The organism is Leisingera sp. ABD4_442 (assembly GCF_056160905.1).
Window position 1 is genome coordinate 50587 of the sequence record NZ_JBSWYB010000020.1, and the last position, 23572, is coordinate 74158.

At 63.2% G+C, this 23572-nt stretch carries 24 protein-coding genes; 14 read left to right on the forward strand and 10 right to left on the reverse strand.

From position 1 onward, the window contains the following. Window positions 1–40 precede the first annotated feature (40 nt). Together ACXAHG_RS15055 and ACXAHG_RS15060 are read right to left on the reverse strand one after the other, a co-directional pair. Window positions 41–796: an SDR family NAD(P)-dependent oxidoreductase gene (locus ACXAHG_RS15055; protein WP_475058545.1), complete on the reverse strand. Its 756-nt coding sequence runs from the start codon at window positions 794–796 to the stop codon at window positions 41–43. A 100-nt stretch (window positions 797–896) separates the two neighbouring features. Next, window positions 897–1814 carry a GNAT family N-acetyltransferase gene (locus tag ACXAHG_RS15060; protein WP_475058547.1) on the reverse strand — a complete coding sequence of 306 codons (918 nt, stop codon included), beginning with the start codon at window positions 1812–1814 and terminating at the stop codon, window positions 897–899. 46 nt (window positions 1815–1860) lie between these two features. On the opposite strand from ACXAHG_RS15060, the gene ACXAHG_RS15065 reads away from it, so the two are divergent. Beyond that, window positions 1861–1998 (forward strand): hypothetical protein, encoded by a 138-nt coding sequence (locus ACXAHG_RS15065; protein ID WP_475043693.1) that lies wholly within the window; start codon window positions 1861–1863, stop codon window positions 1996–1998. A 297-nt stretch (window positions 1999–2295) separates the two neighbouring features. On the opposite strand, the gene tyrS is transcribed toward ACXAHG_RS15065, so the two are convergent. Further along, complete coding sequence (gene tyrS / locus ACXAHG_RS15070) at window positions 2296–3552, reverse strand: tyrosine--tRNA ligase (RefSeq protein WP_475058550.1); 1257 nt, start codon at window positions 3550–3552, stop codon at window positions 2296–2298. 143 nt (window positions 3553–3695) lie between these two features. On the opposite strand from tyrS, the gene ACXAHG_RS15075 reads away from it, so the two are divergent. Next, window positions 3696–4805, forward strand: a complete 1110-nt coding sequence (locus ACXAHG_RS15075) for an anhydro-N-acetylmuramic acid kinase (protein WP_475058552.1) — start codon at window positions 3696–3698, stop codon at window positions 4803–4805. Window positions 4806–4886: 81 nt separating this feature from the next. Here the strand turns inward: ACXAHG_RS15075 and ACXAHG_RS15080 are convergent, their stop codons facing one another. Next, entirely contained in the window at window positions 4887–5801 is a 915-nt protein-coding gene (locus tag ACXAHG_RS15080; protein WP_475043689.1) for a fatty acid desaturase, read from the reverse strand. Window positions 5802–5848: 47 nt separating this feature from the next. Further along, entirely contained in the window at window positions 5849–6268 is a 420-nt protein-coding gene (locus ACXAHG_RS15085) for a cupin domain-containing protein (RefSeq protein ID WP_475058554.1), read from the reverse strand. Window positions 6269–6325: 57 nt separating this feature from the next. On the opposite strand from ACXAHG_RS15085, the gene ACXAHG_RS15090 reads away from it, so the two are divergent. After that, complete coding sequence (locus ACXAHG_RS15090; RefSeq protein WP_475058556.1) at window positions 6326–7744, forward strand: protein adenylyltransferase SelO; 1419 nt, start codon at window positions 6326–6328, stop codon at window positions 7742–7744. Between the two features lie 86 nt (window positions 7745–7830). On the opposite strand, the gene ACXAHG_RS15095 is transcribed toward ACXAHG_RS15090, so the two are convergent. Continuing rightward, window positions 7831–8709, reverse strand: a complete 879-nt coding sequence (locus ACXAHG_RS15095; RefSeq protein ID WP_475058558.1) for a DMT family transporter — start codon at window positions 8707–8709, stop codon at window positions 7831–7833. Between the two features lie 123 nt (window positions 8710–8832). Here ACXAHG_RS15095 and ACXAHG_RS15100 point away from each other — a divergent pair, with 123 nt between their 5' ends. Beyond that, entirely contained in the window at window positions 8833–9537 is a 705-nt protein-coding gene (locus tag ACXAHG_RS15100) for an endonuclease/exonuclease/phosphatase family protein (RefSeq protein WP_475058560.1), read from the forward strand. A gap of 232 nt (window positions 9538–9769) precedes the next feature. Here ACXAHG_RS15100 and ACXAHG_RS15105 read toward each other — a convergent pair whose 3' ends face one another. Then, window positions 9770–11086: a DEAD/DEAH box helicase gene (locus ACXAHG_RS15105; protein ID WP_475058562.1), complete on the reverse strand. Its 1317-nt coding sequence runs from the start codon at window positions 11084–11086 to the stop codon at window positions 9770–9772. Window positions 11087–11438: 352 nt separating this feature from the next. Between ACXAHG_RS15105 and ACXAHG_RS15110 the strand changes: the two genes are divergently transcribed. The 5 genes from ACXAHG_RS15110 (at window position 11439) to ACXAHG_RS15130 (ending at window position 15633) form a co-directional block, all read left to right on the forward strand. Beyond that, window positions 11439–11852, forward strand: coding sequence for a Fur family transcriptional regulator (locus ACXAHG_RS15110; protein ID WP_475043680.1), 414 nt, complete (start codon window positions 11439–11441; stop codon window positions 11850–11852). A gap of 241 nt (window positions 11853–12093) precedes the next feature. Beyond that, window positions 12094–12987 (forward strand): DMT family transporter, encoded by an 894-nt coding sequence (locus ACXAHG_RS15115; protein WP_475058564.1) that lies wholly within the window; start codon window positions 12094–12096, stop codon window positions 12985–12987. Window positions 12988–13160: 173 nt separating this feature from the next. Beyond that, window positions 13161–14435 (forward strand): phosphopyruvate hydratase, encoded by a 1275-nt coding sequence (gene eno / locus ACXAHG_RS15120; RefSeq protein ID WP_475058566.1) that lies wholly within the window; start codon window positions 13161–13163, stop codon window positions 14433–14435. A gap of 77 nt (window positions 14436–14512) precedes the next feature. Continuing rightward, the gene (locus tag ACXAHG_RS15125; protein WP_475058569.1) at window positions 14513–15184 is read left to right on the forward strand and encodes a DUF2971 domain-containing protein; all 672 of its coding nucleotides are present in this window, start codon (window positions 14513–14515) and stop codon (window positions 15182–15184) included. After that, window positions 15166–15633 (forward strand): MEKHLA domain-containing protein, encoded by a 468-nt coding sequence (locus tag ACXAHG_RS15130; RefSeq protein WP_475043674.1) that lies wholly within the window; start codon window positions 15166–15168, stop codon window positions 15631–15633. The genes ACXAHG_RS15125 and ACXAHG_RS15130 overlap by 19 nt, the downstream gene beginning before the upstream one ends. A 561-nt stretch (window positions 15634–16194) precedes the next feature. On the opposite strand, the gene ACXAHG_RS15135 is transcribed toward ACXAHG_RS15130, so the two are convergent. Then, entirely contained in the window at window positions 16195–16650 is a 456-nt protein-coding gene (locus ACXAHG_RS15135; RefSeq protein ID WP_475043673.1) for a GNAT family N-acetyltransferase, read from the reverse strand. Further along, on the reverse strand, window positions 16647–17588 hold the full coding sequence (locus ACXAHG_RS15140; RefSeq protein WP_475058571.1) for a nucleoside hydrolase: 942 nt from the start codon (window positions 17586–17588) through the stop codon (window positions 16647–16649). Before ACXAHG_RS15140 ends, ACXAHG_RS15135 begins: the two co-directional genes overlap by 4 nt. A 273-nt stretch (window positions 17589–17861) precedes the next feature. Between ACXAHG_RS15140 and ACXAHG_RS15145 the strand changes: the two genes are divergently transcribed. Beyond that, complete coding sequence (locus tag ACXAHG_RS15145; protein WP_475043669.1) at window positions 17862–18416, forward strand: hypothetical protein; 555 nt, start codon at window positions 17862–17864, stop codon at window positions 18414–18416. Between the two features lie 485 nt (window positions 18417–18901). Here the strand turns inward: ACXAHG_RS15145 and mazG are convergent, their stop codons facing one another. Then, a complete protein-coding gene (mazG, locus tag ACXAHG_RS15150) occupies window positions 18902–19717 on the reverse strand; it encodes a nucleoside triphosphate pyrophosphohydrolase (protein WP_475058573.1) in 816 nt (271 codons plus the stop codon). Between the two features lie 63 nt (window positions 19718–19780). Between mazG and ACXAHG_RS15155 the strand changes: the two genes are divergently transcribed. The 4 genes from ACXAHG_RS15155 to ACXAHG_RS15170 all read left to right on the forward strand — a co-directional run bounded on the left by ACXAHG_RS15155 (window position 19781) and on the right by ACXAHG_RS15170 (window position 23452). Further along, window positions 19781–20944, forward strand: coding sequence for a M20 aminoacylase family protein (locus ACXAHG_RS15155; RefSeq protein WP_475058576.1), 1164 nt, complete (start codon window positions 19781–19783; stop codon window positions 20942–20944). 81 nt (window positions 20945–21025) lie between these two features. Further along, entirely contained in the window at window positions 21026–21994 is a 969-nt protein-coding gene (gene speB / locus ACXAHG_RS15160) for an agmatinase (RefSeq protein ID WP_475058578.1), read from the forward strand. Beyond that, window positions 21987–22934, forward strand: coding sequence for an agmatinase (gene speB / locus ACXAHG_RS15165; protein ID WP_475058580.1), 948 nt, complete (start codon window positions 21987–21989; stop codon window positions 22932–22934). The genes speB (ACXAHG_RS15160) and speB (ACXAHG_RS15165) overlap by 8 nt, the downstream gene beginning before the upstream one ends. A gap of 77 nt (window positions 22935–23011) precedes the next feature. Continuing rightward, window positions 23012–23452: a DUF1499 domain-containing protein gene (locus tag ACXAHG_RS15170; RefSeq protein WP_475058583.1), complete on the forward strand. Its 441-nt coding sequence runs from the start codon at window positions 23012–23014 to the stop codon at window positions 23450–23452. The last annotated feature ends 120 nt before the right edge of the window (window positions 23453–23572 follow it).

Genomic DNA, 23572 nt, shown 5'->3' on the forward strand with positions numbered 1-23572 from the left:
GCGGCTGTGCCGTCCTTGACCCACCCTCAACGGAGGGGGCTTAGCGCATGCGCAGAGCGCCGTCGATGCGGATGACTTCGCCGTTCAGGTAGCCCATCTCGACGATGAAACCGGCGAGGCGGCCGTATTCGCGCGGATCGCCCAGGCGGGCGGGGTTGGGGACGTCGGCCGCCAGCTGCTGCTGCACCTCTTCCGGCAGGCCGGCCAGCATCGGGGTCATGAAGATGCCGGGTGCGATGGTCATCACCCGGATGCCGGAGGACGCAAGATCCCGCGCCATCGGCAGGCACATGCCGGCAACGCCGCCCTTGGAGGCGGCATAGGCGGCCTGGCCCTTTTGCCCGTCGAAGGCCGCGATGGAGGCGGTATTGATGATCACGCCGCGGGCATTGTCCGCGTCGGGTGTGTTCTTGGCAATCTCGACAGCGGCGAGGCGGGCGACGTTGAAGGTGCCGACCAGGTTGATGTCGATGGTGCGCTTGTAGGCGTCCAGCGGATGCGCGCCCTCTTTGCCGACGGTTTTGGCGCCAATGGCAATGCCCGCGCAGTTCACGCAGGCGGTGATCTTGCCCATCTTTTCCACCGCGTGTGCGATGGCGGCGGAAACCGAGTCTTCGCTGGTCACGTCGGTCTGGGCGAAGTGGCCGCCGATATCCTCTGCCACTTGGGTGCCGCGCTCTGCGTCGCGGTCGAGGATGGTGACCTGGGCGCCTTGTTCGGCGAAATAGCGCGCGGTGGCCTCACCCAGGCCGGAGGCGCCGCCGGTGATGACGGCTGCGGTGTCTGCAAGTTTCATGAGCGGGGCTCCTCCCGGGTATCTGAACATGTGTTCATATAATGGAGGGGGCCGGTGCCTGTCCAGCGGGACGGGACGTCGCGGAAAGCCAGGGCGCCTGTCAGGCCATTTGCCGCCTGTCGAGCAGCGCCAGCGGGCGCAACAGGCGGCCCAGCGGCGGCCAAAGGCCCCAGGTGCCGCCCAGGCGATGGAGTGACGCGCCGGTGCCGAGTTTAAAGCGGGCAAGGCCGGCCGCCGCGTCCTCTGTATTGATGAGGCCGAGGTCGAGGCGGCAGATGCCCTTGGCGGCGAGCCAATTGGCGGCCTCCCACAGCAGGAGGGGGTGGGCGCTGAGCAGTTTGCCGCGCGCGGTGGTGTGAGCGATGTGGTAGGTGGCGGCGGCGCCATGGGTGAGGATCAGGATGGCGGCGACGGGCTCCTTGCCTTCAAACGCCTGGAACAGCTTGGCCTGGCCTTTGTTCTCGCGCCCGTAGGCGAGGGTGAGGGGGATGGGCCAGCTGCGGTAGCCGCGCTGGGTTTGCTGCGCAGCGTCGGCCCGGAACAGCCAGTGGCGCACGTCATGCGGCAGGTTCTGGCGGGTGAGGCGGAGGTTTTGCGCTTCGCCATGCTTCAGGCGGTTGCGCCATTTTTGATGCAAGGCTGCGCGGCGCTGGTCCGGATCGCCTGTCAGGTCCCAGAGCGCGGCGTGGGCCGGCGTGGCCAGTGGCACGGCGCCGAGGCGGGAGAGATGCGGTGCCGGGGATTCGGGTGACAGGATCAGCGGGGTGCGGGCGAGGCCGCCTGAACGCAGGGCAGCCATCAGGGGGGCAGGGTCGCAAAGGTCTGCCCGGTTCACCATTGCCAGCCGCAGCCCGCCGCGCAGGCGCCGGCGCAGGACCAAAGTGCCCTCCAGCAGCAGGGGGTCCTGACCGCAGGCCATCAGCGCGCGGGCAAACTCCGGCGATTGCTGGAGGGCGCGTGGCTGAGGGCGGCTGGTTGCCGCTGCGGGCAAATCAGGGTCGGGAGCACTGTCGAACATGGCTCCATTAACGCGCCGGAAACCTAATTCATGGTTAACTCCGGGTATGAAACAAGCAAAACAGATCATGGGGCAGGCGGCCGCCGCCCCGCGGATGACCAAGGCGGCGGCTTTGCTGATTGCAATCGGCCTGTCGGTGCCGGTGTTTCTGGTGCTGACGCTGGTGGAAGCGCTGTTTTTCTGAGGCAGGATGATTTGCTGAGAGGCGCTTAAGGGCAGGTCTGCCCTTAAGCGCCCTTACGAGGGTATCCCGGCCATCCCCGCCTCAAGGGTGAACCGTGCTAAGCACGGCCGCTGTTGCGGCCCTTGACCCGGCGCTGGCCTGTATTGGCCGTTATGTGAAACCGCTGGTGCGCCGCGCAGCGGCGCTACGCCCAACCATGAAGGCGCATCTTTGATGGGGCTGGAATGGGCGGGAGAGCCTAAGGGCAAGAAAAAAGGGAGCGCAATGGCTCCCTTTTTCCATTTTATGTCAGAAGGTTCAGCTGTCCAGCTTGACCAGCGCGTGACGTTTCTTGCCGGCGCTGAGCTTGATCGGCGATGACAAAGCGCCTGCGTCGATCATCAGCCCTGCGTCGGTCAGCGGCTGGTCGTCGATTTTGGCGCCGTTTTCGGAAATCAGCCGCTTGGCGTCCTTGCCGGATTTGGCGAGGCCGGATTTCACGATCAGCTGCACGATCGAGATGCCGTCACCGAGGTCGGCAGGCGACAGCGACAGTGTGGGCAGGTCGTCGCCAACGCCGCCCTTTTCGAACACCTCGCGGGCGGTGGCTTCCGCCATGGCGGCTGCTTCGGCGCCGTGCAGGAGTTTGGTCACCTCATTGGCGAGGACCACCTTGGCGGCGTTGATCTCGGAGCCCGCCAGCTTGCCCAGGCGCTCGCATTCCGCCACCGGCAGTTCGGTGTAGAGCTTGAGGAACCGGCCGACGTCGGCGTCGGTTGTGTTGCGCCAGAACTGCCAGAACTCATAAGGGCTGCGCATTTCGGCGTTGAGCCAGACCGCGCCGTCCTGGGATTTGCCCATTTTCTTGCCGTCAGAGGTTGTCAGCAGCGGCGAGGTGAGGCCGAAGATCGAATTGTCCAGCACCCGGCGGGTGAGGTCGATGCCGTTGACGATATTGCCCCATTGGTCCGAACCGCCCATCTGCAGGATGCAGCCGTAGCGGCGGTTCAGCTCCAGGAAGTCATAGGCCTGCAGGATCATGTAGTTGAACTCGAGGAACGACAGCGACTGCTCGCGGTCGAGGCGCGATTTCACGCTCTCGAAGGACAGCATCCGGTTCACCGAGAAATGGCGGCCGATGTCGCGCAGGAATTCCAGGTAATTCAGATCGTCCAGCCATTCGGCATTGTTCAGCATCAGCGCCTTGTTCGGAGCGTCGGTGTCGTAGTCGATGTAGGCGGAGAACACCTTCTTGATGCCCGCGATATTGTCGTTGATCGCGGCTTCGTCCAGCAGGGGGCGCTCGTCGGCGCGGAAGGATGGGTCGCCCACCTTGGTGGTGCCGCCGCCCATCAGGGTGATCGGCTGGTGGCCGGTCTTCTGGAACCAGCGCAGCATCATGATCTGAATGAGCGAGCCCACGTGCAGCGATTTTGCCGTTGCGTCAAAGCCGATATAGGCCGGGCGCACACCGCTGATCAGGGCGTCATCCAGGCCCTGGTAATCGGTGCAGTCCGCGAGGAACCCGCGTTCCATCATGACTGCGACGAAATCCGATTTCGGTGTGTAGGTCATAACATGCCTCGGTCTATGGTTTTGCACCATGCCCTATAAATCGCATTGGCGCCGGTTGGAACCTGTTTTCCCGGCAAATTATGCGCTGTAGTATCCCCTGCAACGGGCGGTACGGCCCGGATCCTGAAGGATGGGGGCAGGCCATGAGCAGGGCCATTGCAAAAACGGGTATGGTGCGGGCGCTGGGTGCGATGAGCGGCACTTCGCTGGACGGGGTGGATGCTGCCGTTGTGGAGACCGACGGCGCGCGCATTCACGGGTTCGGCGAGAGCAGCTATCGCGAGTATACGGTGGAGGAGCGCAGCGTGCTGCGCGCGGGGCTGGGCAAATGGACCGGGCCGGAAGTGGAGGCCGCGGCAGAGATTTGCGACGCGGCCCATGCGGCGGCGCTAGCAGAGTTCGATGACGTGGAGATCATCGGCTTTCACGGCCAGACCCTGGCCCATGCGCCTCGGCTGCAGGGCACGCTGCAGGTGGGGGACGGGGCGGCTTTGGCTGAGAAACTGGGCAAGCCGGTGGTCTGGGACTTCCGCACGGATGATGTGGCGATGGGCGGCGAGGGCGCGCCGCTGGCGCCGTTTTTCCACTTTGCCTGTGCGAAATACATCGGTGCTGAGAGGCCCTTGTGTTTCCTGAACCTGGGCGGGGTCGGCAACATCACCTATGTGGACCCGCGGTTCGAGGCCCCCGAAGAGCCGGGGGCGCTTTTGGCGTTTGACACCGGCCCGGCCAATGCGCCGGTCAATGATCTGGTGCAGGAACGGCTGGGCATCCCTTGGGATGCGGATGGCAAGGTGGCGCGTTCCGGCACCGTCGAAACCGGTGCGCTGGAGCTGTTCCTGGCTGAGCCGTATTTTGCAAGAATGCCGCCCAAGTCGCTGGACCGTAACGATTTTGCCGAGATGGTCGGGCTTGTGAAGGAACTGAGCGATGCAGATGCTGCCGCAACGCTGGTCGCCATGTGCGCAGCCGCGGTGGCGCAGGGCATGGAGCATTGCCCGGAGCCGCCGGAGGCGGTGCTGGTCACCGGCGGCGGGCGGCACAACCCTGTTCTGATGGAGATGCTGCGGGTGTCGCTGGATTGCCCGGTGAAACCGGTGGAAGAGGCAGGGCTGGACGGCGACATGCTGGAGGCGCAGGCCTTTGCCCATCTGGCGGTGCGGGTGGCGCGCGGCATGCCAACTTCGGCGCCGGGCACCACCGGGGTGAGCGCCTGTGTCGGCGGCGGTGTGGTTAGCGTGCCGGGGCAGTGACCAAGGGGCGGCCGGGCGCAAGAATTTTCTGAAAATTCTTGGCAAATTTCTTCAGAAGAAATTTGGGCCGACGTTGGGAGGTCAGCGGCTGAGCTGCTTCACATAGTCCGCGGTGAATTCCCCATACCCGTTAGACGTCGACTTCAGATGGTCTTGGGTAATCGCGTGGAAGGCAGGCAGCTGGTGAAAGGGCACATTCGGAAAGGAATGATGCTCTGCATGATAGGGCATGTTCCAGGCGACAAAGCGCACCAGCCGGTTGGTGAACGTGGTGCGGGAGTTTTCCAGCATGTTGGCGACGGAGGGGCAGAGGCCGTGTTCCGCCAGCAGATAGGCCCGCAAGAAGGGCTGACCGGTCAGCAGCGGCACGATCCACAGCCACAGCACCAGTGGCGACACCAGCAGGCTCAGCAGTGCGGCAGCGTAGATCGCCAGCAGCAGCCGCGCCTCCAGCCGCATGCCGGCGTGGCGGCGTTCCGGCAGGTAAGGTGATCCGATGGTGCCGAAGGCGTTGCGCCAGATGGTTTTGGCCATACCGCGCCAATAACCCCAGCCGCTTAGATACATGATCCACTGGCCAAAGGTTTCCGGACGCCCGCCATGTTCCAGCTCCGGGTCGCGCTTGGGGTCGTTGGTGTATTTGTGATGCGCCAGGTGGTAGTAGCGGAACCAGACAAAGGGCAGGGCGATGGCCAGGGCGCAGAAATGGCCTGCGGCCTCGTTCATCCAGGCGCTGCGGAACGGGGTCTTGTGGGTGCACTCATGCGAGAGTGTGAACAGGAAGACCAGCAGCACGCCTTGCGGCAGCATCAGCAGCGGCCAGAATGGCACCTGCAGCGCGATGCCGGCGCTGCAGGCAGCCATCGCCGCGGTGTAAAGCACAAAATGCTTGAGCCCCGCGGTATCTGAGCGTGCGGTCAGCGCCGCCTTGGTTTCAGGCGGCAGCGATTTGATGAGGCTGGTGTGGTCCAGGCCGTGATCCATATGTGCAGACATATGGACAGTTTTGTCCAGTAATATGATTCGCTGCAAGAGGCAGGAAGTCAGCCGCGCGGGATGTCGAAACCGGGGGCAGCCAGTTCGAAGCCTTCAAACTGGAACCCGGGCGAGACCGTGCAGCTGACCAGGGTGAACGCTCCGGTGGTGCGGGCCGCCTGCCAATGGCCTTCGGGCACGATCAGCTGCGGCGCGCCCTTTGCCAGGTCCGGGGTCAGCAGATGGTCCTGCGCGGGGCCTGCATCCGTTGCTGCCAGCGACAGCACCAGCGGTGCGCCGGCGTGGTAGAGCCAGATCTCGGCGGCATCGACGCGGTGCCAGTGGCTGGCCTCGCCTTCCTTTAAAAGAAAGTAAATACAGGTGCCTGCGGGGCGGCCTTCATTCTCTGCCCGCCAGGTTTCCTTGTACCAGCCGCCCTCCGGGTGCTGCTGTAGTCCCAGGTGTTCAATGATCCGGTCCGCGTCCATTGCTGCTCCCTCTGCTTTGGTGCTGGTAAATCTCTATTCCAGTCATATGTTTGGGCCATGACACTCACGATCCCCTTTGACAACACCTATGCCGCCCTGCCGGGGCAGTTCCACTCCAAACTGCCGCCGCAGCCGGTGAAGGCGCCGCGGCTGTTGGCCTTCAATGAGGATCTGGCGCTGATCTTGGGAATTGCGCCCGGGGAGGCTGAGGAGATGGCCGCAGTGTTTGGCGGCAATCAGGTGCCGGAAGGGGCGGATCCGCTGGCGCAGCTGTATTCCGGGCATCAGTTCGGCACCTACAATCCGCAATTGGGCGATGGGCGCGCGATCCTGCTGGGCGAGACGGTGGGAACGGATGGCAAGCGCCGGGACATCCAGCTGAAGGGCTCGGGCCGCACACCCTATTCCCGCAATGGCGACGGGCGGGCCTGGCTGGGGCCGGTGCTGCGCGAATATGTGGTGAGCGAGGCAATGCACAGCTTGGGCATCCCCACCACCCGTGCGCTGGCAGCGGTGGAGACCGGAGAGACGGTCTGGCGCGAGGGCGGCCTGCCCGGTGCGGTGCTGACCCGGGTGGCGGCAAGCCATCTGCGGGTGGGTACATTCCAGGTGTTCGCCGCGCGCGGTGACAAGGCGAGCCTCAGGCAGCTGACGGACTATGCCCTTGCCCGCCATTACCCGGAGGCCGAGGGACCGATGGGGCTGTTGCGCTCTGTGCGTGATGCGCAGTCAGAGCTGATTGCCGCCTGGATGGCGGTGGGCTTCATCCATGGGGTGATGAACACCGACAATTCCGCGATTTCGGGTGAGACCATCGACTATGGCCCCTGCGCCTTCATGGATGTCTACCACCCGCACACGGTGTTTTCCTCGATCGACCGGGGGCGGCGCTATGCCTATGCCAACCAGCCCACGATTGCGGTCTGGAACCTGGCACAGCTGGCGACCGCGCTGATCCAGCAGATGGACGATCCGCAGGAGGGTGTCGAAGCTGCGACGGAGATCGTGCACGCGATGCCTGCTCTGACAGAGGCGGCCTGGCTGCGGCGGTTCCGCGCCAAGCTGGGGATCACCACAGAGCAGGACGATGATCTGGAGCTGATTACTTCGCTGCTGGGCCGGATGGCAGAGAACCAGAGCGATTTCACAAACACCTTCCGCGCCCTGGCGGATGGCACGGCGTGGGACCAGTTCACCGATCCGGCGGCTTTTGATGCCTGGGAACCGGATTGGCAGGCGCGGCTGGAAGGGGAGTCGGATCCGCAGGCGGTCATGCGTTCGGCCAACCCGGCCTTCATCCCGCGCAACCACCGGATTGAGGAAATGATCGCCGGTGCGGTGGCAGGCGACTATGGGCTGTTCCATCGGCTGAACGCGGTGCTGGCCACCCCTTATGAGGACCAGCCGGAGCACAGTGATTTGCAGCGCCCGCCCTTGCCGGAGGAAGTGGTGCAGGCCACCTTCTGCGGCACCTGATCCCCTGTTCATCTGGCTGAAAATATCCCCGGGGGTGAATTGAGCCGGAGGCTCAAGAGGGGGCAGGCAGCCCCCGCTTTGCCGCATCATTTCCGGTTGATCAGGAACACGCCCGCAGCGACCAGCGCCAGGGCGGCCCAGACCTGCAGCCCGATCACCTCATCCAGCAACGCCCAGCCCATGAGCACTGCAAGCACCGGCGACAGGAAGCTGAAAGACGCCACCGAACTGGCGCGGTAGATCTTAATCAGCTGGAACCACAAGAGATAGCCGAGGCTGGCGATGCAGATGCCCTGGAAGGCCAGACCCCAGAGATGCAGGGGGCCGGTCTCTCGGACCAGCGGGCCGAACAGTGGTGCGGCAGCTGTTAGCAGCACGGCTGAGACCGCAAGCTGGAACACCAGCTGGCTGACCGGCGGCACCGCAGCCAGCGGGGTGATGCGCAAGCAGAGCGCAATTCCGGCCCAGCCGAAGGTAGCCCCCAGTGCCAGCAGATCGCCTGCCAGGCTTGCGGTTCCGCTGTCCCGGTCCAGAACCGCAAGCGCGACCCCGCCCATGGCCAGCACCAGGCCGAGGCTTCGGACCCGGGTGAGCTGCTCGCCGGGCAGCAGCAGATGCGCGGCCAGCGCCAGCCAGACCGGCATTGAGTAGAAGATGATCGACGCACGCGAGACCGTGGTCACGTCCAATGCAATGAAGAGGCAGATGAACTCAAAGCAGAACAGGAGGCCCGCAACCACCCCCCAAAGCGCGGCGCCACGGGGCAGCGGGCCGAGCCGCGGCCGGCGAAGGGTGATCCAGGCCGCCAGCACCAGGAGGCCGATGGCGGAGCGAAGCCCGGCCTGAAATACCGGGCCAAAGCCGCCGCCGGTCACCTTGATCACCACCTGGTTGAAGGCGAGGAGCAGGGCAAAACCGGTCAGCAAGGCGGCGCCGGAGGTGTCAATAGGGCGTTTTTCCGTCATGGCGGCCAATGGATTGCGGCGGCGTTGGCAAGTCAAGCGAAACCCGGCGGTGCGTGCGGGCGCAACGGGGCTGTACGGCGGCTCTGGTTTTGCGCAAGATCGGGATATCGAATGGGGGTGCGGATGCCGGAAACAAGGCCGCCCGATACGCTGCGGATTGCCACATACAACATTCAGAAATGCATCGGCCTCGACCTGCGGCGGCGGCCGGAGCGGATTCTGCAGGTGCTGGACGGGATCAAGGCGGATGTGGCGGTGCTGCAGGAAGCGGACAAGCGCTTGCCGCCGCGGCCGGCGGCGCTGCCGCATTTCCTGGTGGAGGAAACCGGCTGGCAGGCAGCGGATCTGGGTGGTGCCGGTTCGCTGGGCTGGCATGGCAACGCCGTCCTGTACCGGAACGGGGTGCGGTTGCGCAGCAAAGGGCATATCACGCTGCCGGGGCTGGAGCCGCGCGGGGCGGTCTGGGTGGAACTGGAAACAGCACTGGGTCTGGTGCGGGTGATCGGCGCCCATCTGGGGCTGACCGGCCGGGCGCGGCGCGAGCAGATGCATGCGCTGGCCCGGGCCGCGAAACGCGATGACACCGCGGTCGTTCTGGCGGGCGATTTCAACGAATGGTCGCGCGGGGCTGTGCTGGAGCATATCGCCCCGGCGCTGAAGTTCCTGCCGCCGCGGGCCAGCTTCCCGGCGATGCGGCCTTTGGGAGCGCTGGACCGGATTGCCCATTGCAAGCGGCTGGAGGCAGTTGGGCATGGGGTGCATGGCGCGCGGCCGGCGCATATCGCCTCTGACCATCTGCCTGTCTGGGCGGATTTGCGGGCGGTTTGAACCGGGAGCGCTCCCGCGCCCGCAGATGCTCAGGCTGCGCCTGATGCCTCTTGGCTGCCTTGGGCCGGGCGCTGCTGCGCAGCGCAGAGTTTGTTCGCTGAGAAGCGCCTAAGGGCAGGTATGTCCTTGGGCGCCATTTCAAGTGTGTGGTCCGCCAGCGCCGCGTCAAGGGCAAACCGCGCGTGCCGCGCGGTCCCTGCGGGACCCTTGACCCGGCGCAGGCGGAGAAAAGTTACCGCGCGCGCTGCTTCTGGCCGCGGCGCTGGGCGTTGCCGGGCTTGCTGCCCTGCGGTTTGCCCTGGCTGCTGCCGCCGCCGCCACCACGGCGGCGCTGGCCGCCGGGTTTGCCGCCGCCGCGGCGCCCCCCGCCGGGACGGCCGCCGGGTTTGCCTGCTGGGGCTGCCGGATCCGGCATCGCTTCCCAGGGGCGACCGGAGGCGGTGGGGATGGTGATCTTCATCACCTTCTGAATTGCCTTCAGTTCTTCCATCTCATCCGGGGCGCAGAAAGCGACCGCCTGGCCGTCCTTGCCCGCCCGCGCGGTGCGGCCGATGCGGTGGACATAGGCATCAGGCACATTGGGCAGTTCGTAGTTGTAGACGTATTTCACGTCCGGAATGTCGAGGCCGCGGGCGGCGACGTCGGTGGCGACCAGCACCTTGATTTCGCCTGCCTTGAAGGCCGCAAGGGCGCGTTCGCGCTGGCCCTGGGATTTGTTGCCGTGGATGGCGGCGGCTGCGAAACCGGCCTTGTCCAGGGTCTTCATCAGCTTTTCCATGCCCCATTTGGTGCGGCCGAAGACCAGGGTGCGCTCGTCCTTATGCTCGTTCAGCAGTTCCTTCAGCAGGTCCAGCTTGGCGGCCTTGGCGATGAAATGCACCGACTGGGTGATCTTGTCTGCAGCCTTGCCCGGAGGCGAGACCTCGATCCGGACCGGGCTTTGCAGGTAGGAGTTCGCGATCTCGTTCATCTGTTTCGGCATGGTGGCCGAGAACAGCATGGTCTGGCGCTCAGCCGGGATCAGCGCCGCGATCTTGCGCAGGGTATGGATGAAGCCCAGGTCCAGCATCTGGTCGGCCTCGTCCAGCACCAGGAAGTCGCAGGAGCCGAGGTCCAGCGCGCCGCGGTCAAGGATGTCGATCAGGCGGCCGGGGGTGGCGACCAGGATGTCGGTGCCCTTGGCGATGCGGGCAATCTGCGGGTTGATCGAAACGCCGCCGACAACCAGGCCAACCTTCATCGGGGTGTTTTCCGTCAGGCCCTTCAGCGTGTCGGCAATCTGGTTGGCCAGCTCGCGGGTTGGCGCCAGAACCAGGCCGCGTACGGTCATCGCGGCGGGTTTGCGGCCGTATTCCAGCATACGGGCGACCAGCGGCACGCCGAAGGCGGCGGTCTTGCCGGTGCCGGTCTGGGCCAGGCCCAGCACGTCCTTGCCGTTTAGCGCATGAGGGATGGCGCGGGCCTGGATCGGGGTGGGGTCGTTAAGGCCCATGTCCTTGAGACGGGCGAGGAGCTTTTCAGGAAGCCCCATGGTCGAGAATTCAGTCACATTCATATCCTTGTGCGGCCAGGCAAGACGCACAGGCCGGTGCCGCGGATCAGAGCCGCGGATGGGGTGGGGCAGGGGCCTCAGACGCGCGCTGGCCGGATGCCAGGCCGCTGGCCTCTGCAATCCCCACGCGTGATCTTGGGAATGGCGGCATATCACTAGACCCCGGATCAATGGTTGTGCGCAGGCTGCGCGTCCGGTCTTTGGCCTCTGCTCACGCGGCAGGGAGGGATGCCTGGGCGCCAAATGGCTGTGGATAAGCCGTTTGTCAACCTTTGATACCGGTGAAAAGCCTGTTTTCGGCACAGATTGCATCCGTTAAAGAGGAAGGCCAGAAACCCGTGAGGAAGATATGCAAAAAACGATCATCGCCCGCTGCGAGGCCAAAGGGCTGCGCATGACCGGCCAGCGCCGGGTGATTGCCCAGGTGCTGCAGGACAGCGATGATCATCCGGATGTCGAGGAGCTTTATGCCCGCGCCAGCGCAATGGATGCGGGCATTTCGATCGCCACGGTCTACCGCACCGTCAAACTGTTCGAAGAGGCGGGCATCCTGGAACGGCTGGAGTTTGGCGATGGGCGCGCGCGCTATGAGGACGCCGAGCGGGAGCATCACGACCACCTGATCGACATGAACACCGGTGAGGTGATCGAATTCTGCGATCCTGAGATTGAAGAACTGCAGGAGCGGATCGCGCGCAAGCTGGGATATGAGCTGCGCGGCCATAAACTGGAGCTGTATGGGGTGCCGCGCAAGGACGGTTAGGATCCTGCCCTAAAGCAGGCGGTTTGCGGCAGGCCGTTTCTTGCAAAGAAAGCGGCGCAGAAATCACGTGATTTCCGGTTGCGCCGGGTGCAAACCGGCCCATCCATCACGGGTGTTGATATGTATGCTCACGTCTTGTCATGAAAGCGGGTCGGAAACGGAGTTGCCCGCGTCAGGGTGCTGATGTCTTTTGCCCGGATGGCCCGGCAAGCTGCCGGTCCGCAAAACGGGACGCGCGAACATGAACAACCTGCACGGCATTTTGCTGGTCATCGCCTCGATGGCGTTTTTCACGCTTGAAGACATGTTCATCAAGCGCCTGGCCGGCAGTATCCCGGTTGGCGAGATCCTGATCTGCCTGGGGCTGGGCTGCGGGCTGGTGTTTGCGGTAATGGCAAAGATGCAGGGCAACGCGCTGTTTGCACCGCGGGCCTGGCGGGTGAAGCCGGTGCTGCGGGCAGGAACCGAGGCCATCTCAGCCATGGGGTTTGCCTCGGCGCTGGCGCTGGTGGACATTTCCACCGTGGCGGCGGTGTTTCAGGCGACGCCTTTGGTGATCACCATGGGCGCGGCACTGTTTCTGGGTGAAGACGTGGGCTGGCGGCGCTGGCTGGCGATTTGCACCGGTTTTGCCGGCGTGCTGCTGATCATCCGGCCCGGGCTGGACGGGTTTGAACCCGCGGCCCTGCTGGTGCTTGTTGCGGTGCTGGGCGTTGCCGCGCGTGACCTGATGACCCGTGTGATGGACAGCGCGGTGCCCTCCTCTGTGGTCAGCTTTCAAGCCTACCTGTCGCTGATCCTGGCGGGCGGGCTGCTGCTGGCCTTTACCCCGGGCGAGGCGCGTATGCTGGAGGGAGGTGAATACGGCATGATGCTGGGCGGCATCGTCTTTGGTGTTATGGGCTATTACGGCATCGTGGTGGCGATGCGGATCGGCGATGCCTCGGCAGTCACCCCGTTCCGCTACACCAGGCTGCTGTTCTCGATTCTGGTCGGTGTCATCGTCTTTGGCGAGCGGCCCGATGCGCTGACCCTGGCGGGTGCGTCGCTGATCATTGCCTCCGGTCTTTATACCTTTGTCCGCGAGCAGCGGCTGGCCCGGCGGGCCCGCCGGGCAGCGGCAGCTGCGGCCTGACGTCCCGCCCAGGGGAAATCCTCCGGCCTGTTGGCGCAAACAGGGCAATGTTAGCCCTAAACCGCCGCTTTTATGTATGTTAGCGGTAACGATGCCGGTTTACTTTCCGGCAGCGGCTGGTATGACGCTGGCAACAGAACGCGCCTCTTTCAGGCCCAACCAAGGATGGACAGATGAGCACCATTATCGACATTCACGCCCGCGAAATCCTCGACAGCCGGGGCAACCCGACGGTCGAGGTCGACGTGATCCTGGAAGACGGCACCATGGGCCGCGCCGCCGTGCCCTCGGGTGCGTCGACCGGTGCCTATGAGGCGGTGGAAAAGCGTGACGGCGACAAGTCCCGTTACATGGGCAAGGGTGTGCTGGAAGCGGTTGCCGCGGTGAACGGCGAGATTGCCGAAGAACTGGTCGGCTTTGATGCCACTGAGCAGGTCGCCGTGGACAGTGCGATGATCGAGCTGGACGGCACCGAGAACAAGGGCCGCCTGGGCGCCAACGCCATCCTGGGCGTGTCGATGGCGGTGGCCAAGGCTGCGGCCGATTTCACCACCCAGCCGCTCTACCGCTATATCGGCGGCACCTCGGCCCGGGTCCTGCCGGTGCCGATGATGAACATCATCAACGGCGGCGAGCATGCCGACAACCCGATCGACATCCAGGAATTCATGATCATGCCGGTGGCGGCGGAAAACATCCGCGAAGCCGTGCGCATGGGTTCTGAGGTGTTCCACACCCTGAAGAAGGAGCTGTCGGCGGCGGGTCTGTCCACCGGGATCGGTGACGAAGGCGGCTTTGCCCCCAACATCGGCTCCTCCCGCGAGGCGCTGGACTTCATCCTGAAGTCGATCGAGAAGGCAGGCTACAAGCCGGGTGAAGAGATCTATCTGGCGCTCGATTGCGCGGCGACCGAATACTATAAGGACGGCAAATATGTCCTGGCGGGTGAAGGCAAATCGCTGACCTCCGAGGAAAACGCCGACTATCTGGCGGCGCTGGTCAACGACTATCCGATCATCTCCATCGAGGACGGCATGTCCGAGGACGATTGGGACGGCTGGAAGCTGCTGACAGACAAGATCGGCAAGTCCGTGCAGCTGGTAGGCGACGACCTGTTTGTGACCAACCCGGCGCGTCTGGCCGATGGTATCGAGCGCGGTGTTGCCAACTCGATGCTGGTGAAGGTGAACCAGATCGGTTCGCTGACCGAGACCCTGAAGGCGGTCGATATGGCGCACCGCGCGCGTTACACCAACGTGATGTCGCACCGTTCGGGCGAGACCGAGGACGCCACCATCGCCGACCTGGCAGTTGCCACCAACTGCGGCCAAATCAAGACCGGCTCGCTGGCACGTTCGGACCGGCTGGCGAAATACAACCAGCTGATCCGTATTGAGGAAATGCTGGGTGAGGTGGCCGAATATGCGGGCCGTTCGATCCTGAAGTAAGAGCTTTGTAATTTGCTAACGGAAAAGCGCCTCGAACAAGTAGTTCGAGGCGTTTGTTTGTATAAGGGGAATTTGAAATGAAAACACGGCGCGTTTACTACTATTCTTCTTCAAAGCACGCTGTTGAAAACCTTGCGAATCGTCGAATTAGAGTGAGCAGGTTCTCACAATGCAACGACGTTTTCGAGCTAGAAGCTGTGGATTTCACTGACAAAAAATTTAGAGAGGAGTTTAGAAGCTACATTAGGCAAATTGACCGTGAGCAAGGCCTAGTTTGCCTATCTAGGACGTGGAAGAGCGCGATCATGTGGTCTCACTACGCCGATAAACATAAAGGAGTTTGCTTTGCGTTTGATGTAAACGCGGAGACAAGCTTTAACGTTACCTACTCTTCAGAGCGATTGTACCCGGGGATCACCCTCAAAAACTTTCTCGAACATGTTAATGAGAGCAAGCTGGAAGAACTTTTCGGTACAAAGTCAATTGACTGGGCCTACGAACAAGAAGTTCGTTTAATGGTTCCCTTGAAGGGAGAAGAGCCAGATGCCGACGGGAACTTCTTCTTTGGTTTCGGTGGGGATCTGCGTTTGCGGGAAGTTTTCTTAGGACAGAACACCGACTTGACCATCGAAGACATCGAAGAAGCTACGCAGGGAATGGATGTTGAGGTGATCCCCACTAGGCGGGCTTTCCGTAGCTTTTCGGTAGTGAGACAGAAGGATGAGAATTTGTGGCCAAGGCGAAAATGAACAGCCCGTCACTGGAAAACCGGTTTCAATCCGCCCACGCTGACTTGCTGATGTCCTCCTTTGCAAAAGTGACCGGCCGCCCGCTGCTTGACGGCACGGATGCCGAAGCGCTCTATCACGCGCCATTCCCGGTGCTGTCGCACAATACCGCGGCCGATCCGGTGCTGACCTATGGCAATCTGGCGGCGCAGGCGTTGTGGGAAATGGGCTGGGAACAGCTGACGGCGATGCCCTCGCGGCTGACGGCGGAGCCGGCCCACCGCAGCCAGCGTGATGCAATGTTTGCCGAGATGCGCGCCAAGGGCTTCATCGAAAACTATGCCGGGGTGCGGATCAGCGCCTCTGGCCGGCGGTTTGAGATCCGTAATGCGGTCATCTGGCCGCTGCTGGGGCCGGACGGGGAGAAGCTGGGCGAGGCGGCAACGTTTCGCGAGTATGCCTATCTGTGACCGCGGGCCGCAGCGCCGGTAAAAGGGTTTGCGCACCCCCAGCGCAGCCATAGGAAAAGGCCAGCGGTTGTGTGGCCCGGTTCACAGACGGCTTTTCACGATCCTGTTATCTTACCTTTACGCGGTCCGGTTGTTGCCGCGGGAAAAGGGAGATCGCCATGGCAAATCAGGGTTTGCGCAGACTGGCAGTCTTAGTTGTTCTTTCAGCATTACTGGGGTGCGGCGAGCCGGGAAAATACCCGCTAAGCGGGACAAATGCTGCACCATCTGATCCGGTTCGAAGCATGACTGCGTCGGCCGGGTTCATGAACCATCCGGGAATTTGAGACCGGATGGCTGGCGCTCCGGCCGGGGGCGGGGCGTCAACTCCAAGGGGTTAGCAGCAGCGCTGTAGGGCGCCGCGGTGTGCTTGGTTCCGTCGCCGCACGGCGAGGTCATTGGTCTGCCTGGCCGTCGTGCGCCAATACGGTGACTGCTGCAGCCCCGCCTGACGGAAGATAGGTTTGGATACCGGCCTTTCGGGGGGAGGGCCGGCCTGAGGGCGCAGGGTGCACTGTGCCTTCAGGGCAGCATTTCCTTAGTCATCAGGATGTAGTTGCTGCGCGGCTTGAAGCGGGTGCGCTGGTAGAGCCGCTGAGCGGTCTCGTTATCGCGGTCGACCTCCAGGTGCAGTGCGCGCATCCCGGCTGAAGCCAGGGTTTTGGGCAGTTCAGTCAGCACTTCGGTGGCAATGCCGCGGCCGCGCACGGCGGGGCGGATGTACAGTTCATCCACAAAGCCGTCCATGCCGCCGAATTCCACCGACCAGCCGAAGGTTATGACGATATAGCCAATTGGCGCGCGGGTGGGGCCGATCAGGTAGACGGCGCCGTAGGGGTGGCCGTTCAGCAGCGGCTCAATCCCAGCTTGGCGATGCGCGTCCGTGGTGTCGAGGCCGGATTCGGCGTGGAAGGCGGCAACCAGGGCCAGCACCCGGTCCAGATGTTCGGGTTTGGCGAGATGCAGGGCGGCGCTCATAGGCGGGCGAGCCTTTCGGTCAGGAGGGTGAAGAAGCCGTCCGCGTCGGCGTCGCCGATGAACATTGCATTGGGTGTGCGGCCGGTGACGCCCCACCAGTCAGCAACAGTCATGCCGAGGGTGAGGTCCGATTTGGTTTCAATCTCGACGTTCACGTGGCGGCCGGAGAACAGGCTGGGCTGCAAGAGCCAGGCGATGACGCAGGGATCATGCAGCGGGCCGCCGTCGGAGCCGTATTTCTCCACATCGAAGCGTTCGAAGAAATCGAGCATTTCGGCGGTGAAATGGCCGACCCGGGTATCAAGGGCGCGGATCGCGTCTACGCGCGGCCTGGTGGCCAGCACCTTATGCGTCGCATCCAGCGGCAACACGGTCAGGGGCGCGCCGGATCTGAAAACGATTTCAGCGGCTTCCAGGTCGACGTAAATGTTGAACTCAGCCGCCGGGGTGATGTTGCCCACCTCGAAATAGGCGCCACCCATCATCACGATTTCCTGCACCCGCTCGATTATGTCGGGAGCGGTATTAAAAGCGGCGGCGATGTTGGTGAGCGGGCCCAGGGTGCAGAGGGTGACCGTGCCTGGCGCCTCGCGGCGCAGGGTTTCGATGATGAAGTCGACGCCGTGCCCTTCGGCCAGCGGCATTTGCGGCTCCCACAGGTCCGGCCCGTCAAGGCCGGTCTGGCCATGCACGTGTTCGGCGGTGATCAGCGGGCGCGCCAGCGGCGCCTTGCTGCCTGCGTAGACGGGGACATCCGTCTTGCCCGCGGCCTCGCAGACGATGCGGACGTTCTTGCTGGTGAGCTCCAGGGGCACATTGCCGGCAGCGCAGGTGATGCCCAGCAGATCCAGTTCCTGCGGGCTGGCCAGCGCCAGCAGGATGGCAACGGCATCATCCTGGCCCGGATCGGTGTCGATGATGATTTTCCTGGCGCTCATGGCAGTCTCCGCACGTCGTGAACCACGAGATTACGCGCTGTTGCAGCGGGATTGAACCGCTGCGGCACAGGTCCGTGCAAATTTCGGGAGATTTTCTGCGACGGAAGTTTGCCGCCGTGGCGTTTGCTTTCTATGGTTTTCTTACGCAGCGTCACCAGGGCGGGATGGCCCGGTTGCGCAGCGGTTTTCAGCTTGGCCCGGCTTGGGGCGGTATTGGTGCGCGGTGGTTTGTCCGGACACGCAGGTTTTTGATTTGAATGAGGAATAGACCAGATGCCCAAAGAACCCAAAGTTGTCGGCGATATCCTGAAGGACAAGAAGATGACAGCCGCCTACATGGACTACTGCAAGCGGCGCTATTGTCTGAACGAGTTCATGTTCACCCAGAACAAGGGCAACCCGGAATCGCTGTGGGCCCGCTATATGGACCAGAAGAAGGGCAAGGAGCCGGTTAATATCACCTCCAAGACCTATAATGCGGCCAAGGTGCTGGCGGAAAAGGGTGATTTCAAGAACAGCGGCTGGAAGAAGATCATCGCGACCGGCAAGGAAGAGGTCGTGAAGATGCTGAACAAGGATGTGATGGGCTTCACTGGCAGCGATGAATACAAGAAATACGTCGCCGAAAACGGCATGGGGGATCCCAAGAAGGCGGCCAAGCTGCTGGGCATCACCGATGTGAAAAAACTGAAAGACGTGATGGTCAACGTTGCTGCCGATGACAAGAAGACGGCCGAGAAGCTGTGGAAAGAGTTGGCGAAGAAGGAAAAGATCATCGAGGATTACAAGGCGATCTCATCCTCCTTGAAAAAGGCAAAGCTGGTCTAGCAACTGTGTTTCTCAGGCGCTGTGGGCAACCCCTGTCTGACAGGCTTTGACGAGCGCGCTGGCGGGTGTGTCGAGTTTGCGAGCGGCGGCCGTGATAATGACTTTGTGAGGTTTGCCTGCATCGCGAAGCCGGTCGGCGAAGATTTTCAGGACCGGATTGCGATGGCGGGCAACGTTAGCGGCCTGGAACATCACCAGCCGCAGAACTCGCCGTCCCGCCGCCGGTAATGCGCTTGCCTTTCAGTGCGCCGCTGCCGTGTGCAATGGGAGCGAGGCCAGTCAGAGCGAAGGCCTGTTTTCGCGGGAGATGGCCAGGCAAAGGCGTTCGCCATTGTGCCCGAACCAGTGGCGCATCAATGGCTCACTCTGTGCGGGTGGGAATTGCCGGGTCCGGGCGCCCGCTGCATCCTGACCCTAACCCCGCTGCCCGTTGGCTGCGCCGCCGGGATTTGAGTATTTAAGGCAAGATGAAGGAGGGTGGGCCGTCAGGCGCTCTCGTCAGCTTTTACTTGGTCCCAGAGCGCGTCCATTTCGGCCAGGTCGCTGTCTTCCGGGCGTTTGCCGCGGGCGGCGAGCTTGGCCTCGACGCCTTCGAAGCGGCGGGTGAACTTGGCATTGGCGGCGCGCAGGGCGGCTTCGGGTTCTACTCCCAGATGGCGGCCCAGGTTGGCCATCACAAAAAGCAGGTCGCCGAATTCTTCCTCCACTTCCGCATGGGAGAGTGTGTCGCGGGCCTCCACCAGTTCGGCGCATTCCTCGGTGATCTTGGCGATGACATTGTCGGCTGATGGCCAGTCAAAGCCGACCCGGGCGGCGCGTTTCTGCAGCTTGTAAGCGCGCAGCAGTGCGGGCAGGCCGATGGCGACACCGTCCAGAGTGCCCTTTTGTTCCTTGCCTGCGCGTTCTGCAGCCTTGATCGCCTCCCAATCCTGGGTTTGCTGTTCGGCGGATTTTTCGCGGGACTCATTGCCGAACACGTGCGGGTGGCGCGAGACCATCTTGTCCGACATGGTCTGGACAACGTCCTGAAAGGTGAAATGCCCGGCTTCCTCAGCCATCCGGGCGTGGAAGACGGATTGGAACAGCAAATCGCCCAGCTCTCCCCTCAGCTCCTCCCAGGCCTCGCGTTCGATGGCGTCGGCAACTTCATACGCTTCTTCAATGGTATAGGGGGCGATACTGGCGAAATCCTGTTCGATGTCCCAGGGGCAGCCGGTTTTGGGATCGCGCAGGCGCGCCATGATTTCCAGGAGGCGCTCGATGCCGGCGGTCCGGTCGTGGATCAGGTCTGTTTCTTGCATTGCGGCTGCTCTTTTTCCGGTGTCAGATGCATCATCCCGAGTCTGGAGCAGGAGTCCACCCCGATGCCCGTTGTGAACCGTATTGCCGATTATGCCGAAGAGATGAAGGCCTGGCGGCGGCATCTGCACCAGATCCCGGAACTGGCGCTGGACTTGCCCAAGACGGCGGCCTTTGTGGCGGAGCGGCTGCGGGAGTTCTGTGTGGATGAGCTGCATGAAGGCATCGCGCAGACCGGTATGGTGGCGATTATCAACGGGCAGGGCGAGGGGCCAACGATTGGCCTGCGCGCCGATATGGATGCGCTGCCGATTCCGGAGGAAACCGGGGCGGACTATGCCTCCGGCCACGCGGGCAATATGCATGCCTGCGGCCATGACGGGCACACCACGATGCTTTTGGGGGCGGCAAAGTATCTGGCGGAGACGCGCAACTTCTCGGGCCGGGTTGCGCTGATCTTTCAGCCGGCTGAGGAGGCGATCGGCGGTGCCCGCATCATGGTCGAGGAAGGCATCATGGAGCGGTTCGGTATCGGCGAGGTCTATGCGCTGCACAATGCGCCGGGCCTGCCGGAGGGGCATTTCTTGACCACCCCGGGCGCGCTGATGGCGGCGGTGGATACATTCCACATCCATATTCAGGGCAAGGGCGGCCACGGGGCGATGCCGCATGAAACCCGCGATCCGGTGATGGCGGCCTGCGGTATGGCCCAGGCGATCCAGACCATCGTCAGCCGAAATCATCACACGCTGGAGGATCTGGTGGTCTCTGTCACTCAGATTCACACGGGCACCGTCGACAACGTGATCCCGGACACTGCCTATATCAACGGTACCGTGCGCACCTTCAATCCGGAGGTGCAGAAGATGGTGATGCGGCGGATGAAGGAAATCGTTGCCGGGCAGGCGGCGAGCTATGGCGTCGAGGCGGAGCTGGATTATGAGATCGGCTATCCCGCCACCATCAATGATGCGGAGAAAACCGGTTTCGCAGTTGAGGTTGCCCGGGAAATCGCGGGCGGGGATAATGTCGAACCGGAGGGCGGCCGCGAGATGGGGGCCGAGGATTTTGCCTATATGCTGCAGGCGCGGCCCGGATCTTATCTGTTTATTGGCCAGGGCGATACCGCCGGGCTGCACCATCCGAAATATGATTTCAACGATGGGATTGCCCCGGTGGGCGCGTCGTTCTTTGCACGGCTGGTGGAGCGGGCGCAGCCAGTTGGCTGAGGAGGCGGGGACGGGTGACAATGGCGCGCGGTTGCGTTATTTGATCAAATTAATTGACGCATAACAGGGAAGCATAGAACCATGGCTCTGGAAGACGCAAAACACATGATCGACCACGCCTTTACTCGCGAGGACCTGAAGGGGCTGAGTTTTGAGATCACCTTTGGCGGCGCGACGTCTTTCCTGCGTCGCAAGTACACCAAGGATCTGACAGGGGTGGATATTGCCGTAACCGGCGTGCCTTTTGACCAGGCGGTGACCAACCGGCCCGGCACCCGGCTGGGGCCGCGGGCGATCCGCGAGGCCTCCACCCTGCAGAGCCCGGATGAACCCTATGGCTGGCCGCATGCTCCTCTCAGCACGCTGGCGATTGCGGACTATGGCGACCTGGCATTTGATCATGCCAATGTGCCGGAGTTTCCCGGTGCGCTGACCGAGCATATCCGGGGCATTCTGGCACGTGATACGGCCTCTGTCGTGCTGGGCGGCGATCACTACATCAGCTTTCCCATTTTGAAGGCCTATGCCGAGAAATACGGCCCCATCTCACTGCTGCAGTTTGACGCCCATACCGACACCTGGCCGGACGACAACATGGAGCGGGTCGACCATGGCACCATGTTCTATAAGGCGCTGAAATCGGGGATCGTGGATCCGGCGACATCAGTCCAGGTGGGGATCCGCACCACCAATGAGGACACGCTGGGCGTCAACATCATCGACGCGCCGACGGTGCATGAAATCGGCCCGGTTGAGACCGCCAAACGGATCAAGGCGATCCTGGGCGACCGGCCCGCATACCTCACCTTTGACATCGACTGCCTGGACCCGGCCTATGCGCCCGGCACCGGCACACCTGTGTGGGGCGGGCTCACCTCGGCGCAGGCCTCGCGCATCCTGCGGGAGATTGCCGGCATCAATATCAAGGGCGGCGACGTGGTGGAGGTCTCTCCCCCCTTTGACACAACCGGCGCAACTGCTATTGCCGGGGCGCATGTGGCGACGGAGATCATCTGCCTTCTGGGCTGGAACATGAGAGACAATGACTGACTTCAATCAACCGATCAGCGGAAATGACCTGGCCCGGTTCTCCGGGCCGAACACCTTTATGCGGCTGCCGCAGGCGACTTCGCTGGACGGCTTGGATGTTGCAGTTGTGGGCGTGCCAATGGATATCGGCACCTCCTGGCGCTCAGGCACGCGGTTCGGGCCCAAGCAGATCCGCGCCGAGAGCGCGATGCTGCGGCCCTATAACATGGCCACCGGTGCAGCGCCGTTTGACAGTCTGAACATTGCCGATATTGGCGATCTGGCGATCAATACGTTTTCGCTGAAGGAATCGCTGCGGATCATCCAGGAAAGCTATGAGGCGATTCTGTCGGGCGGGGTGATCCCGGTGGCGATGGGCGGCGATCATTCGATCACCCTGCCGATCCTGCGGGCGGTTGCGGCCAAATACGGCCCCGTGGCGCTGGTGCATGTGGATGCCCATGCGGATGTGAACGACGAGATGTTCGGCGAGCGCGAGACCCATGGCACCGTGTTCCGCCGCGCTTATGAGGAAGGGCTGATTGTTCCGGACAAGACCTATCAGATTGGCATCCGCGGCACCGGCTATGCCGCCACCGATTTCTCCGAGGCGCAAAGCTGGGGTTTTCAGCACTTCCCGGCACAGGAGCTGTGGGGTCGGCAGCTGCATCAGATGGGTGCGGAAATTCGCCGCGATATCGGCAATAGGCCGGTCTATGTGTCCTATGATATCGATAGTCTGGACCCGGCCTATGCGCCGGGCACCGGCACGCCGGAAATCGGCGGGCTGACCACGCCGCAGGCGCTGGAGCTGATCCGGGCGCTGAAGGGGGTCAATATCGTGGGCTGCGACCTGGTGGAGGTGTCGCCGCCTTATGATCCCTCGGGCAACACCGCCCTGGTGGGCGCCAACCTGCTCTATGAGCTGTTGTGCGTGCTGCCGGGCGTGGCAACGAGATAAGCGGTCCGGCCTGAGCTGCAGGCCGGGGGAGGGCCGCGCGCAGGGAGGAGGAGGCAAGGTTTGACCTTGAAACCGCAATGAGGCGGCTGATGCTGTTCGGCTGGGTTCTGCTGGCCGCTGTGGTCGCCGGGCTGGGGTTCATCCGGCTGGCGCCGAGCGATCCGCTGGATTGGAACACCCAGCCGGAGTTCACCGAGGACAAGGAATTCCGCGGCGGCGTGTTCCGGGTGGTGCGCACCGGGCCGGATGGGCTGGAGCGGTTCCACCGGATCGCCAGCACCGCTCCGCGCACCAGCGTGCTGGCGGGCGGGCCCGCGGACGGGATGGCGACCTATATCACCCGCACGCAGCTTTTGGGGTTTCCCGACTACACCACTGCGGCGCAGGACGGTGATCTGCTGAAAGTCTATGCGCGGCTGCGCTTTGGCCGGTCTGACCTCGGCGCCAACAAGGAGCGGATCAACGGCTGGCTGGCGGAGATGGAAGAGGGTGCGCAGGCTGCTTCCGCTGGCGAGTGAGCTAGGGCTCCCGCCTGTTCGCGGACTTTTGGAAAAAGCCCGTCACAGTTGGGCGTGGCGGGGGGGGGTGGGGGGGGGGGGGGGGGGGGGGGGGGAGGGGGGGGGGGGGGGGGGGGGGGG